The organism is Staphylococcus sp. B1(2026) (genome assembly GCF_058895785.1).
Genome location: NZ_JBZXTS010000005.1, coordinates 37,889 through 53,278, shown reverse-complemented (window position 1 = coordinate 53,278; position 15,390 = coordinate 37,889). Strand labels below are relative to the sequence as shown.

The following is a 15,390-nucleotide window of genomic DNA, read 5'->3' as shown; positions in this document are numbered from 1 at the left end:
TCTCCTCATATTATAAAAATCTATTACTACTATATTGAGAAAAATCCCATATTTCTGTAGCTAAACCTTCATAAAATTCTGGTTCGTGACAAACCATTAAAATACTTCCTTTATAAGCTTGTAAAGCACGCTTTAATTCATCTTTAGCATCTACATCTAAGTGATTTGTTGGCTCATCTAATATTAATACATTACTTTCACTATTCTGTAATTTACAAAATCTAACTTTTGCTTGTTCACCACCGCTTAACACACGTACTAAACTCTCAATATGCTTAGTTGTTAAACCACATTTTGCCAATGCAGCACGTACTTCTGCTTGATTCATAGCAGGAAATATATCCCACACTTCTTGTAAACAAGTTTTACCACTGTCATTAGCTAATTCTTGTTCAAAATAGCCAATTTCTAAATAATCTCCACGCTCAACTTCACCACTGATTGGTTTAATTTCTCCTAATAAACTACGTAATAAAGTTGTTTTACCTATACCATTCGCACCTACAATTGCAATTTTTTGATTACGTTCCATAGTTAAAGTTAAAGGTTTGGTTAATGGCATATCATAACCTATCACTAAATCTTTTGTTTGAAAAATAAAACGACTTGGTGTACGTGCAGTTAGAAAATTAAACTGAGGTTTAGGTCTTTCACCCGCTAACTCTATCATATCCATTTTATCTAATTTCTTTTGTCTTGACATTGCCATGTTTCTTGTTGCAACACGCGCTTTATTTCGGGCTACAAAATCTTTTAAATCAGCAATTTCTTTTTGTTGTTTTTGATAAGCAGCTTGCAATTGATTTTTTTTCATTTCATAAACTTCTAAAAACTTATCATAATCTCCTACATAACGCGTCAATTGTTGATTTTCCATATGATAAATTAAATTAACCACACTATTTAAAAATGGAATATCATGAGAGATTAATACGAAGGCATTTTCATAATTTTGAAGATAACGTTTTAACCATTCGATATGTTCAACATCAAGATAGTTAGTAGGTTCATCTAATAGTAAAATATCTGGTTTTTCTAATAGTAATTTTGCTAATAAGACTTTAGTACGTTGTCCTCCTGATAATTCATTAACATGTGTTTCTAAACCAAAAGCCGTTACACCTAAAGCACGTGCAACTTCTTCTATTTTAGCATCAATCACATAGAAATCTTGCATCATTAAAATTTCTTGAATTTCACCAGTTTCTTTTAATAATTCTTCCATTTTTTCTGGTGTTGCTTCAGCCATTTGATCATAAAAATCATTCATTTGTTGTTCTAAATCAAATAAATGATTAAAAGCCATTTTTAAAACATCTCTAATTGTCATTTCTGGTTGTAATACAGAATGTTGATCTAAATAACCCACACGCACTCGTTTTGACCACTCTAATTTACCAGCATCTGGTTGTAATTTTCCAGTAATAATATTCATAAAAGTAGATTTACCTTCACCATTGGCACCTACTAATCCTATATGTTCTCCCTTTAATAATCTAAATGACACATCTTCAAAAATGGCACGATCACCAAAACCATGTGTTAAATTAACGACATTTAATATACTCATTATTTACTCCTTTTATCCATTTATAAAACGGGAATGTGATAGATCAAAAATATAATTTTGATACTACCCTTATTCCCGTCTATCTCACTTCTATCAATATGTGAATAGATAGCTGTTTACTTAATGTTTGTGATTACCGCCACCACAACAACCACCTGATTTATTGGCTGCATTGGGATTATCAATTGTAAAACCACCAGGTAATTCGTCTGTTGCTTCAGCAAAATCAATCATCGTACCTGTTAATAAATCTACATCATTTTGATCTACTAGTAATTTCACACCTTCTGATTCAATAATTGTATCATATTCACTTGGTGCTTCTTCAGCTACCATACCATATTGTATACCACCACCTGAACAGCCACAGCCGCCAGCATGTGCAGATATACGTAAATAATATTCTGGCACACCACTCTCATTAAATAATTGTTTTACTTGTTGTGCAGCTGATGGTGTAATATTTAAAATTTGTTCTTGTGTCATAGCTAAATCCTCCACAGTTTGATAAATTTGATCTATTTTTGTTAAATTATCTTGATTTAAATAGTCATACACTTTATCAATTAATTTATCTGCATTTTTAGCATAAACTAATTGACCATCTACTAAACAGTAACAGGTACTTGCACACACATCACATCGACTCAAACAATCTACAATTTCTACATCAATATCATTATCTGCCTGAAATATATCAATTGCTTTTTGAATATCATGTGATAAATTTGCCTGACAAAATTCAATTAAAGGATTCATCAGTTTAAATACCTCATTTCTTATTGTAACTATTTAAAATAATCATAAAACTAGATGATATAATTACAGTATAAAGCAAATTTAAGAAAATGTGTACTATTAAGTTTTAAAAAAATGACTTTACTTGTCTTCTAATATTTGTACCAGTATAATAGAATTAAAATTAAAAATATAGAGGTAAATAAGATGACAGAACAAGAACAATTTGCAGCAGTAAGTAGAGAAATGGAAAAATTACGACCATTATTAATTAGAGATGGTGGTGATTATCAATTAATTGCTGTTGAAGACGGTATTGTAAAATTAAAATTACTAGGTGCTTGTGATGGTTGTCCTAGCGCACCTTTAACACTAAAAGCGGGTATTGAACATGTGTTAACACGAAAAATACCTGGTATTAAATCTGTTATTCAAGTACAATAGGAGGCTATATATGCACGAAGTTTCGAGCGACTTAATTATTGATTTACTTCGTCAACGTGGTGTGAAGTTAATTGATATTGCTGATATCGTTAAAAATTTACAGCAACAATACTATGAAGATATTAGCATTGAATATTGTCTTGATAATATTTTAAAAGTATTAAATAAAAGAGAAGTACAACATGCCATTTTAACAGGTATTGAATTAGATATTTTAGCAGAACAAGGCAAATTATCTCAACCATTAGGTGATATTATTTTAAGAGATGAACCACTTTACGGTATTGATGAAATTTTAGTTATGTCCATTGTTAATGTTTATGGTTCAATTGGCTTTACTAATTATGGTTATTTAGATAAATTAAAACCTGGTATTATCGGACAATTAGATCAACATACGACTGATAAACATCGATGTCATACATTTTTAGATGACTTAATTGGTGCAATTGCCGCTGCTGCAGCTAGCCGTATCGCACATCGTCATGGTAAATAAAAAAGATGGAGCTTTTTGCTCCATCTTTTTTATTTTATTGTTGACTACCTTCTACTGTACATAAACGATATAAGGCATCTGCATAAATTTCTGTCGTTTTAATAATATCAGTAATACGTACCGCTTCATTAATTTGATGCATAGTGTCCGGACAATCTGGGAATAATGCACCAAATGCTACACCTTTTTTCAAAGCACGTGCATAAGTACCACCACCAATTGTTTTAGGTGCAGTCATATCACCACTATGATCACGATATGTTTGTAATAATGTTTTAATATCATTATCATTAATATCTGTATAATGTGGTTCTTGATTATGCATATTAGTAACTGATAAACCAAATTGCTGTGCTGTTTGATTTAATTTATCTATCGCTTCTTGGAAATTGTAACGCACTGGATAACGTAAATTAATACCTATTGTCTTATCTGCTGAATAAGTATAATTGAAAACAGCTGCATTAACTGTCACAGCACCCATCTCTTCATCAGTATAAGCAATATTTAATTTTTCTCCAAATGTATCTTCTGCAAAATAATCACAAATAAATTGACAATATTTTTTAGCTTCTGAATCCAATGGTAAGGTCATTAAATACTTCGCTAAATTTACAGGTGCATTGCTTCCTAATTCAGGTGCCATTGCATGTACTGACTTACCTTTTAAAATAAGTATTTGTTGACCATCTTTTTCAGTATATTGACCTTGGTACTGATTATCTGATAAATAAGTTAAGAAACTTTCTTCAATATGACTGTCTAATTGTAAAACTGCTTCAACATGATCAGGAACCATATTATAACGATCACCAGCTTGAAAACTTAATAATACCGGATGTTCTACTTTATTAGTTGCTTGTAGTAAATCAAAAGTTGAAATACCTTTTTCTGCATAAATTAATGGAAAATCTGCATCAGGCGCAAAACCAAAATCAGGCATTTCTTCTTGTTCAAAATATTTTTCTACACATTGCCATGTTGATTCTTCGTCTGTTCCAATGATTAAACGTATGCGTTGATTCCATGTAACTTTCAAATCATTTAAAATTTTAATAGCATAATAAGCTGCCATTGTAGGTCCTTTATCATCTAAAGTACCACGTGCAATCAACCAACCATCTTTTTCTAATACTTTAAATGGTGATTGGTACCATCCCTCTACTGGTGCTGGTACAACATCCACATGACCTAAAACACCAAATAATTTTTCACCTTGCCCTACTTCTATATGTCCACTTATATTACCGACATTTTTAACTAAAAAATTATCTCTTTGACCTAATTCTAGCATAAAATCTAGAGCTTGACGGACTGCTGGACCAAAAGGTGCTTTAGCTGTTATTTGATGGTCATCTCTAACTGATGGAATCTCTAATAAACTAGTCAAATCTTGAATCAATTGGTTTTTATATGGTGCAACTATCTCTGTCCAATTCATTTGCTTTCTCCTATCTTCCTAAACGTTTTAACTTTCTTAATCTTGCACGCTCCTCCACAGAAGAAAGTACATTATAAGGTGTTGTTATTTCTCTTTTTGGTTTCTCTTTGGTTCTTTGTTCTACTTCTTTTTTAGGTGTACTTACTGAAATAGCCGAAGTTGGAATATGTGAAGATGCTGGTGGTTTAATTTCAACTTGCTTCAATCCAGCTATCGTTTTAGGTTCATCTACACCATTAATTTTGGAAGTGATTTTTGAATTATCAACTGGTTTAGCAATTTTACCTGTTGACGAATATTCAACATCTTTAACTACTCTTGTTCTTATTGGTGACGAACTTTGTTTTGTTTCTGTAACACCATTAATTGCTGAAAAATGTGTTGTAGGTTTAAATCCAGATCTATGAATTTGTTGATATGCACGATGTAATTCATTAGAAGACTTTGATTGATGTCCTTTATATTTAGGATAATAAGGTATTTCATCATCAGATTTTGGTCCGAATTCTTCCATAAATGATTTTCGAGTTTTTGTTAATTGTTGATAAGTTTCTTCTACTTGTTGCTGTTCTGAAGTTGCTTCTACTACTGTATGACTTGATTGAGTATTAGATGGCATCAATTGCTCAATATACTCATCATCAATTTCTACAATAATATCGGTATTTTGACTAGGTTCCTCTGGAAAAATACCAAAAATATCATCTTGTTGTAATTGATGTAGTGGTGATGTTTTTTTCATCTCTTCGTTTAAGTTTTCCACTGAAATCTTACTTCGTTCTCTTGTAGAACGATGACGTCTGTAAACCGTTTCACCTAATTGTTCAACTTCTTCTGATAATTGCTGAGAACGTTTAGATAATTGACGAATTTTAGATTGCTTAGGTTGATTAATTTCAATACCATTTTTTTCTAATGTATCAATAATATCAGTATTTAATCTGTCTCTTTTTTTAACTTCAATAAAATCTTCTCTTTGTTGTTCAACAATATCTGTTTTATTTTCTACTCTCGGTTCTCTTATACGCTGTCTTTTTTTATAAAGAATATCTTCTAATTCATCTACTTCTTTATGTGAAGTGGCTTCTTCATTAGATTCATCAGAAAAAAATAAATTTTTAAACCAGTTTTTCATATATTTCCCACCTTATACTAAATGATAAATGATTGTCCTACTTCATAATCATCTGATAATACTAAAATACCTGGTTTATCCAAGTCTTGAGATATAACTAATTCTTTTGCTGAACAAAGCATACCAAAAGAATCTACACCTCTTAATTGTGTTGCTTGAATAACCATACCAGATGGCATAACTGCACCAATTGTTGCTACTACAACTTTTTGATGTGCTTCAACATTAGCTGCACCACAAACAATTTGTAATTCTTGTTCTTGTCCAATATCAACTTGACAAATATTTAACTTGTCGGCATTAGGATGCTTCACTTTATTTTTTACATAACCAACAATAAATTTATTCGTATCATCAACAACTAATTGTATATCTAAATTTAATTTATCTAATTGCTGTTGCAAATGTTCAATCTGTTGTGATGTTAATGTGATATTACCTTGACCTTCAATATTCAATGATTCGATATTAAATATATTTAATCCTATAATACGCTTATCTTGATTGCTAATTGTTACAATATTATCAAATGTTTCATAATGGTACTGTTCACTTTGATCGTGTTGTAATGTAATAAATAATACATTTGGAAAAACTTTTTTATTATAAAAAATATTCATATCCTACTCCTATACTATTAAATTTAATATTGTTTTTATTATATCATAGCACAGTCATAGCTTACAATCCGAAATAAAAGAGAGCTACTTCTAGCTCCCCCTTATTTATTCTGCTGAATGATCAATTGTTAAATGTAAATCATAACCTAGTGCAATGGCTACACGAATTAGTGTATCAATTTTTGGAAAATGTTGCGCATTTTCCATACGCTTAATTGTATTCAATGACACCATTGATTTTTCTGATAGTTCATATTGTGTTAACCCAGCATTCTTTCTAAAGGCTCTTAATTCTGCTAATAATTCTAAACTTTTAATTTCTGATTGAGAAATGAAATTTGAAGATTGCATCATACTATATCCCTTCTTTATTTACTTCTTTTGGATTAATTTTGACCTCTACTTTTGTCACTCGATAATTCGATTTCTTAAGCACTTTAAAAATAATATGATCAATTGTGTATTCATCATTTTCTGAAACATAAAAATCTTGTAAATGTAACCAACCTGATAAAGTATCAACTTGTTGATGTGGTAAATTCAAATTAAAATATTGATTAACATCTTGAATAGCAATACTACCTTTTAAAATATAGGTATATTGATCTACTTTAGTTACTGGCAATCTTTCTTCACTATCAAATTCATCACGTATCTCACCAATAATTTCTTCTATGATATCTTCCATTGTAATAATTCCGGAAATACCACCAAATTCATCAACTAATGCCACCATATGTATATGTTCATTTTGCATTTTATTTAATACTTTAGAAATTGGCATTAACTCAAAAATAGTTTCTATTGGTGAAATATATTCTTTTAATTCGTCTAAAGATTCAATCATATGATCTCTAATAAATAATTTTTTTATATTTAACATACCTAATAATTTATCTTTATTACCTTCAATAATTGGATAACGCGTATATTTTTCTTGCTCTATTTGATTTAAAATTGTTGTCAAATCATCTTTTAAATCCAATACTTCAACCTCATTACGTGGGACCATAATTTCTTTAGCTACACGATTATCAAATTCAAATACACGATTAGCGTAACTATATTCTACTTTATTAATTTCACCTTGTTTTAAAGCATTTGCCATAATAGAACGTAATTCATCCTCAGAATGCACTTCATCTGATTCACTTGCTGGTTGAAAACCTAATAATTTAATGAAAAAATTAGCTGTTTTTTGTAATATCCAAATTACGGGATAACATATTTTTTCAAAAATGTAAATTGGACGCGATAAAGTTAAAGCAATCTTATCTGTTTGTTGAATAGCTATTGTTTTAGGCAATAATTCTCCAACAACGACATTAACATAAGTCACTAATAAAAATGCAATAACATAAGTTAATGTTTGAGATGTTGTAGTAGATATATTAATTTGATTAATCAAAGGTTTTAATATTGTAGCCACTGTCGGTTGTGCTAGCCAACCTAAACCTAATGAACAAATAGTAATACCTAATTGACAAGCCGATAATATATCATCTAAATGTTGTAATAAAAAAATCACACGTTTGGCACGACGATTTCCATTTCTTGCTAGTTCTTCCATGCGTGTACGACGAACTTTAACCATTGCGTACTCACTAGCTACAAAAAACGCGGTACATACTATCAATATAATAATAATTGAAAATTTAATAAAAATACTCATTCTTTTCCCTTTCTTCTAACGACAACCAATGACCTGATAAACGATGCATGCTAGCGATCGCTTTCAATAATGTTATATTTAAACCTCTATACATTTGATATTGTAATTGCATCGTTAATGCTGTGCGTTTAAAATAATTCAATTGATGATTTGATTCAAAGCTTTGATGGTAATCTTTTAATAAAGTTAAACATTTTCCATAGCTTACTTGTGATAACCAATTATTTAAATTTAAATATTTTAGTAAATTAACGACTAATTGAACACTATCTGCCTGCCATTGATCAGGAGATAATAAATTAAAGAGTATCGTTTGTAATAAATCAATCACAAAATCATACTTCTCTTTATCTTTAATATTTAAAGCCTCGTAGATGACTGTCGTCAATGTCATTAATTGTTCAGAAGTAAAGCATTGTTGCAAATAAGGTTGATAACTAAAATAAGGTTGTCCTGGTAAATTAACTAACTGACCATAATAAAAAGTTTGTGGTATTTCTCTAGCAATATTAATTAAATCACTTGCATATTGATAAATTCTTCCAGTATTTTTCCAACCCCATTGTTGTAACACTGCTTCTTTATTTTGTTCTTGAAATAATTGTTGCCATTGTATAGCTGTAAATTGATTAGGTGCAATTAAAAATAACTGTTTCAACTGTAATGGAGAACTATTACTCACTACATAATCATCAAAATAATGATGTACAATTTGAACTAATTGTACTAAATGCCCACCCAGTGAATGACCTGTCGCAAAACATTGTTTAAGATTTGCATGCTTTTTCTTTATTTGTTCAATAAACTGAATAGCTTGTTGATATTGAGTTGTTGTTGTGCCTTGTACAATTGCACGTAAATTATACTGCCAATCCAATCGTGATTGATGAAAATCATGGTAAGACATCTCTTGAAAAAATTTCGTTTGACTACCACGAAATGTAAAAATAGCTACTGTTTGATTAATAATATAACACGATACTTCTAAACCACTTGTCATCTCATCACCATTAATCATCTCAATATGTGGTGTGAAATTAGTACGTTCATAATACTGATACAGCCCTTGTGCTAATAAACAACAAACTTTATCTGATAATTGATCTTTATCATATTCTAATTGTGCTAACTGTAGTAACAATAAGTCACTTGTTATTTTAATTTCTTCAAATGGCTCAGTTTCAACTAAACACGTCTCTAAACTTTGCATAATTTGTCGTTTTTGTTGCTCTAAACTAATTTTATTGAAATACTGTTGATACCATTGTTCTAATTTTTCAATAAATAAACTATTTGAAATAAATACTTTTTCATTAATTAATAGATCCAGTGCTTCACTTGCAGCATCATTATTTAAATCGTGCTGAATATGTCCTACAATATCATAATGATTATTTTGTTGATAATTCAAAATATATTGTGGTAATAAAATAGATAAATTCAATTGTTTTTGCACACTTAAATATTGTAATATTAATTGATCAAGTCCCACTACTATCTCTTCTCCTCTATTTTTTCTTATTCTATCATAATTTAAAACTTAATCATAACTATTTATATTTTAGACTAACCATGTTAAAATAATATTTGATACGGTATAGCAATATAAGGAGGAATTTATGGACAATCATATTTCAGGAACGGTCACATTTTTAAAAGTGGTCGAAAATTTAGGCTCAAGTTACTTATTACATAGTGAAAATGGTGATGAAGTAACTTTAAATGCTTCAGAGATTTCACAAGACGATGATCTACAAATTGGTGAAGAATATTCTTTTTTTGTTTATCCTTCTCGTAGTGGCAAATTATTTGCGACAAGTGAAGTACCGAACATATTAGTTGATCGTTATGATTGGGCCAAAGTCATCAAAGTAGATCGTGATGGTGTTGCATTAGATATAGGTATTCCTCGAGAAGTTATTGTCCCTTGGGAAGATTTACCTAAACTTAAAGAAGTGTGGCCAGAGCAAGGTGATTATATTTTAGTTTGTTTACGAACAGATTATCACGGACAATTATTTGCACGTCTTGCCAGCGAAGGTATTGTTGATGATTTATATGCTAAAGCTGATGAATCAATGATGAATAAAACATTATCAGCAAGACCTTATCGATTATTACGTGTCGGTAGTTTCTTATTAAGTAAAGAGGGTTATAAAATCTTCGTTCACGAATCAGAACGTGAAAGCGAGCCCCGCTTAGGACAAGAAGTAGAAGTTCGTATTATTGGTGCTAAACCGACTGGGGAACTAAATGGTTCATTTTTACCCCGTGCACATGAACGTTTAGATGATGATGCAACAGTAATTTATAATTATTTAATTGCACATGAAGGTGTAATGGATTTAACAGATAAATCAGCACCTGAAGATATCAAAGAAATTTTTAATATGAGTAAAGCAAGTTTTAAACGTGCTTTAGGTCGATTAATGAAAAATAAAAAAATTCTTCAACATAATGGTCAAACAAAAATTATTAACTATTAAAAAATAAGAGGTTAGAAAAACAAACTCGTTTTTCTAACCTCTCTTTCTCTATTTATTGCGTCGATAATATAAAACAAATAAATAACTTAAACTAGTAACGATAGAAATAGATAAGCCTAAATAAAATCCTGGACTGACATAATTCATTGTAATACGATGCTGACCTTGTTCCATTTTTAATCCCATAAAACCACCATGTACAGTTAAGGCATTTACAGGTTGTCCATCTACTTTAATATTCCATCCTTTATTATTAGGAATAGCTAAAAATAAAATTTGTTTTTTAGGATTAGTCACTGTAACAGCATATTTATTATCACTTAAAACTTCATTACTTGTTTCAATATGACGTTGTTGTTGAATTGCTTGATAAATCTTTTGAGATTGATTCCAAAAAACCAATGCATTATTGTCTTTATTATTGACATCAAAACTATATTGACCTTTATTTACTTTAATGCGTAACACACTTCCTTTATGATAAGGAATAGCAAATGTTCTCCCCTCTCTTGAAAATGAAGTGACTTCTTGTTGATTATATTCAATATTATCAATTGTATAAGTTACGCCTTCAGTATTAGCTACATACATTTCACCATCATTCGTAAATGGTGCCAATTTAAAAATCATATCATGATCAATATTAACACGTTGATTAAGTTGATCATAATGTACTTTTTTACCTTGTTGAATAATAGATTGACTATAAGCAATAATTTCTTGTGTTAATGGTGCTTGATAGCTAGCGTAATTAAAATGTTTTATTTGTTGATATGTTAAGACAAGTGCTTGATTTAAAATATTATCTCGTACAATAGCAGGTGTTTTTAGCAATTGTTCTGATGTTATAGCATATGGAAATTGTTGCACATAACCTAACTGATATTGATCATTATAAATATGTAAATTTTTTGTTGATTGCGTTAAAGTAAATCCAACAGGAATATAATTAATATCCAATTGATTTGTAACCATACCACTTATATTTAATAACATATTATTATGTTGATTCCAACGAAATGCACGCGTCCATGATGTATATGGCGCTTGTTCAAGTTGTTCTGACCAATTATAAAAATCATTTGTTTGGCTATTATATAATGAATGATACAATCTTGGTTGATTAATGTTAAAAGCTAAACCTAAATTATAAAAAAGTGCGGTATCATCTGCAATTGCAGTATCTAAATAAATTCTTTGTTGATCAGTGATTAAATTATTTTGTTTTAATTCATTCACTTGTTTTTGAATCATTTTTACCCCTTGTAATCTTGGCCAGTCCTCTACATTAGTAAATTGACCTGAAGAAGATTGTGTAATAAACAAAATAAAATTAAAGATACTTTGAAACATTACAACTAATATAATTAATCGCATTTTAACTTTTATCACTGCATTACAACTTAAAATGTAAAAGGCAGTAATTCCAATAATAGCTGTAGGAATAACATTGGCATAAATGAAAATTTGTTTTGATTCTGCTGATTGATATAAATCGACTTCTTGATAATACTGTAAAAATACAATTGTAAAAACAATAAACAATACAAAACTATATTTAAAATATTTAACCTCTAGTAATTCAATATGTTCAATACTGTAAGCTAACACGATAGCTATAAATAATACGATAATATAACTCCAACGAAATGTAACATTACCAAAACCACTGACAGCACTGTTTAATACTGGTACACAGTAAATAACTAATAATAGACCAGCAAACATACTCATCAATGTTAAATAACGTTTACTCAATAATTTAAACAATTGTGGTAATAAAAAGATCAGTAAAATACTCGAATACAAACTCAATGATTGCCATTTATTAGATAATTCATAAAACCATTCTTGTGCTTCAATAGCTGATGGTGGATATAATAAACTGACAAAAGCTTGCCATAATAACATAAGTACTTTATTAATTGTTGTTAATTCCCAAGCTTCTTTAAATTGCCCTACACGTGGATTAGTTAACAATTGATATACGGTCGGTAAAAAACTGACCATTGCTATCAATAAGCCGACTAAATAACACCCAATATACTTACTATAAAATCTAAAGAATTTCTTACTATTGAAAGGTTTAATCATTAAATATCTAAAAGCAATATAGATACTTATAAAAATAGATAAACTAAATGAAAAATATAAATTGATTGCTAATAAAATAGCAATAACTATAGGTAAATAGCGCCATTTATTTTCTTTAATTGCTTTATCAATCATTAAAATTAATAAAGGAACAAAGCAAAAATAATCATTGAAATGATTATACCAATAATTCATAATAGCAGGTCCACTAGCTACATAAGCTAAAGTTCCAACCATTAATGCTGCTAAACGTTGCACACCCATATAAGTTAATAAACGTAACATAAAATAAGCCATAACGATATATTTAGCAATATTAGCAATTAACATCGCATGTATAATCATTTCTTTAGGAAACAATACAATAAACCAAGCAAACGGACTAAATAAATAGTAGAATGTATTTGCACCATAGAAATTATTACCTAATAAACTATTCCATGTCCAGAATACAAAATGACCTGAGTGCAATTTTTCCCATGCATCTCGGTAAAACACCATTTGTTGTTGATACATATCACTATAAGTAATTAATGTAAAATGATTGCTAACTATCCAATAACTATGTCCTAAAAGAATAACAATTGATATTAATATCAATGCCTGTTTAGAGGATGAGTATGATTTAAACTTAGACATAATAATCTCTCTTTTCTATATATTATTGATATATTATAGCATGATTTCAATATAATACCTATCATCTTACCATTAAAATTCTGTTCTGTATCTTTATTTATTTTCTTTAATAATTCCTGTTTGATATGCCTTTAATAAATGAATTAACGCAGCTGCTTGTTGCTGCAACTCATCCCCAATATCTGTATCTTTAATACGTTTTCTCACTAAAGTTTTATCTACTAATCGACGTGTAGAAACAATATCTTGTTCATTTAAAATAGCCGCTTCTTTTGTAGTAAAAGGTTGATGTGAAATTAATTGTATGCCGAAAGAATTATAAATTAAAGTATAACCTGCTAGACCAGTCGTTGATTGATAAGCTTTAGAAAAGCCTCCATCTATCACAATTAATTTATTATTTGCTTTAATGGGTGTTTCACCTTTTTTCTCTTTAACAGGTGTATGACCATTAATAATATGACTTTCTTCATCATGTAAACCAAATTCATTTAAAATTTTTATACACAATGCTTCTGTATCTCTCAAATAGTAGTATTTATTTTTCTTTTCAATATGTGTCGTTTTATCTTGAATAAAATAACGTTCAAATGTTGTCATCTCTTTTTTTCCAAATAAGGGTGAGGCTTTCCCTGTCCATAAATACCAAGCTAAATCTTTAAATACTGGCTCATGATTTTCTCGATTATAGTAAGCTTGTCGAATAATTTTATCAAATTCATCAAATAACGCTCTACCTGCATAATGTTGCCCACCTATTTCAAAAGACATAAAACTGCCATCTTCGTTTAACGGCACACAGCCATGATACAATAAATTATTATTGTAAACTGTGTACATACTACCTTTAGCTATTAAAAATGAAATATGTCTACTTAATTTATCACTATTCATAAACGATAAAGTTAAACGTTCAATAACATTTTGCTCTGCTTGATTTAATACATACGGTTGTTTAGGATCAATTGTCGGAAAATGATGATCTAGTAAAGGATGCGTCATATTATTTAATTCGATTGTGCCTTTTTGATAATCAATTTTATCTAACAACCTTCTATTCATCATTTGAAAGCTAGGTTGTCTCATAATGGCTTGACCTTCTAATTTAAATTGAATTATTGCAATTGCTTTATGCATTCTCGCAATTTGTTTGATTTCATCCTTTGAATATTGTTCTGACATAGTTAATTTAGGTAAAAATTGTTGGCACTCATCCTCTTTATAATATTGCTCCGCTAAAGCTAACAATGGGCGAATAGAAATACCATAATGATTCTCTACTATATCTAAATTATCATATCTTGCACAAATTCTTAAAACATTGGCAACACATAATTCTGAACCACTTGCTGCACCTATCCATAATATATCATGATTACCCCACTGAATATCTACTGAATGATGTTGCATTAATTCTTCCATAATTTTGTCTGGATAAGGTCCACGGTCATAAATATCTCCTACAATATGTAAATGATTAACTACCAGTCGTTGAATTAATTGACATAAAGCAATGATAAAACTACGTGTACGTCCTAAATTAATCACATTAACTAAAATATTATCATAGTACTCTGTTTTCTCATCAGTTTCTTGCCATTTATATAACAATTCTTCGATAATATACGCAAAATCTTTAGGTAATGCTTTTCTAACTTTAGAACGTGTATATTTACGTGCAACAAATGCTGTTAATTCAATTAATCGCAATAAAGTTATTCTTTGCCATTCTATCAACTCGTTTTTATCACTTATTTCCAATTTAATTTGATTATATTTTTCATGTGGATAATAAACTAATGTAGAGAAACTATTAATTTCTTTAGTAGATAGTCTATCTTTAAATATTTCTTTTATTTTTTCTTTAATAACACCTGAACCATTTTTTATAACATGTTGAAAAGCTTCATATTCACCATGAATATCACTTAAAAAATGTTCTGTTGGTTTAGGTAAAGATAAAATGGCCTGTAAATTAATAATTTCTTGTGCAGTTGCTTCTATAGTTGGATACTTTTTAGCAAGTAATGATAAATATTGTTGATTATAATCCAT

13 protein-coding genes are annotated in these 15,390 nt (G+C 29.4%); 3 read left to right on the top strand and 10 right to left on the bottom strand.

What is annotated here, in order from left to right; genetic code table 11:
• Positions 1–10: 10 nt before the first annotated feature.
• Together AC5EAH_RS01965 and AC5EAH_RS01960 are read right to left on the bottom strand one after the other, a co-directional pair.
• The gene (locus AC5EAH_RS01965) at positions 11–1,570 is read right to left on the bottom strand and encodes an ABC-F family ATP-binding cassette domain-containing protein (RefSeq protein WP_493493070.1); all 1,560 of its coding nucleotides are present in this window, start codon (positions 1,568–1,570) and stop codon (positions 11–13) included.
• A 120-nt stretch (positions 1,571–1,690) separates the two neighbouring features.
• Positions 1,691–2,329, bottom strand: a complete 639-nt coding sequence (locus tag AC5EAH_RS01960; RefSeq protein WP_493493069.1) for an iron-sulfur cluster assembly accessory protein — start codon at positions 2,327–2,329, stop codon at positions 1,691–1,693.
• Between the two features lie 186 nt (positions 2,330–2,515).
• Between AC5EAH_RS01960 and AC5EAH_RS01955 the strand changes: the two genes are divergently transcribed.
• Positions 2,516–2,752, top strand: a complete 237-nt coding sequence (locus AC5EAH_RS01955) for a NifU family protein (RefSeq protein WP_493493068.1) — start codon at positions 2,516–2,518, stop codon at positions 2,750–2,752.
• Positions 2,753–2,762: 10 nt separating this feature from the next.
• On the top strand, positions 2,763–3,248 hold the full coding sequence (locus AC5EAH_RS01950; protein WP_493493067.1) for a phosphatidylglycerophosphatase A family protein: 486 nt from the start codon (positions 2,763–2,765) through the stop codon (positions 3,246–3,248).
• Between the two features lie 34 nt (positions 3,249–3,282).
• Here AC5EAH_RS01950 and pepV read toward each other — a convergent pair whose 3' ends face one another.
• The 6 genes from pepV to AC5EAH_RS01920 form a co-directional block, all read right to left on the bottom strand.
• Positions 3,283–4,689, bottom strand: coding sequence for a dipeptidase PepV (pepV, locus tag AC5EAH_RS01945; protein WP_493493066.1), 1,407 nt, complete (start codon positions 4,687–4,689; stop codon positions 3,283–3,285).
• 10 nt (positions 4,690–4,699) lie between these two features.
• The gene (locus tag AC5EAH_RS01940) at positions 4,700–5,824 is read right to left on the bottom strand and encodes a hypothetical protein (protein ID WP_493493065.1); all 1,125 of its coding nucleotides are present in this window, start codon (positions 5,822–5,824) and stop codon (positions 4,700–4,702) included.
• Positions 5,825–5,841: 17 nt separating this feature from the next.
• Positions 5,842–6,444, bottom strand: coding sequence for a YtpR family tRNA-binding protein (gene ytpR, locus AC5EAH_RS01935; RefSeq protein WP_493493064.1), 603 nt, complete (start codon positions 6,442–6,444; stop codon positions 5,842–5,844).
• 105 nt (positions 6,445–6,549) lie between these two features.
• A complete protein-coding gene (locus tag AC5EAH_RS01930) occupies positions 6,550–6,798 on the bottom strand; it encodes a helix-turn-helix domain-containing protein (protein ID WP_493493063.1) in 249 nt (82 codons plus the stop codon).
• Between the two features lies 1 nt (position 6,799).
• The gene (locus tag AC5EAH_RS01925; RefSeq protein WP_493493062.1) at positions 6,800–8,116 is read right to left on the bottom strand and encodes a hemolysin family protein; all 1,317 of its coding nucleotides are present in this window, start codon (positions 8,114–8,116) and stop codon (positions 6,800–6,802) included.
• Entirely contained in the window at positions 8,100–9,608 is a 1,509-nt protein-coding gene (locus tag AC5EAH_RS01920; RefSeq protein ID WP_493493061.1) for a DUF6792 domain-containing protein, read from the bottom strand. The genes AC5EAH_RS01925 and AC5EAH_RS01920 overlap by 17 nt, the downstream gene beginning before the upstream one ends.
• A 127-nt stretch (positions 9,609–9,735) precedes the next feature.
• Here AC5EAH_RS01920 and AC5EAH_RS01915 point away from each other — a divergent pair, with 127 nt between their 5' ends.
• A complete protein-coding gene (locus AC5EAH_RS01915; RefSeq protein ID WP_493493060.1) occupies positions 9,736–10,602 on the top strand; it encodes a CvfB family protein in 867 nt (288 codons plus the stop codon).
• Between the two features lie 48 nt (positions 10,603–10,650).
• On the opposite strand, the gene AC5EAH_RS01910 is transcribed toward AC5EAH_RS01915, so the two are convergent.
• Entirely contained in the window at positions 10,651–13,335 is a 2,685-nt protein-coding gene (locus AC5EAH_RS01910) for a YfhO family protein (RefSeq protein ID WP_493493059.1), read from the bottom strand.
• A gap of 93 nt (positions 13,336–13,428) precedes the next feature.
• A complete protein-coding gene (locus tag AC5EAH_RS01905; RefSeq protein ID WP_493493058.1) occupies positions 13,429–15,390 on the bottom strand; it encodes a fructose-1,6-bisphosphatase in 1,962 nt (653 codons plus the stop codon).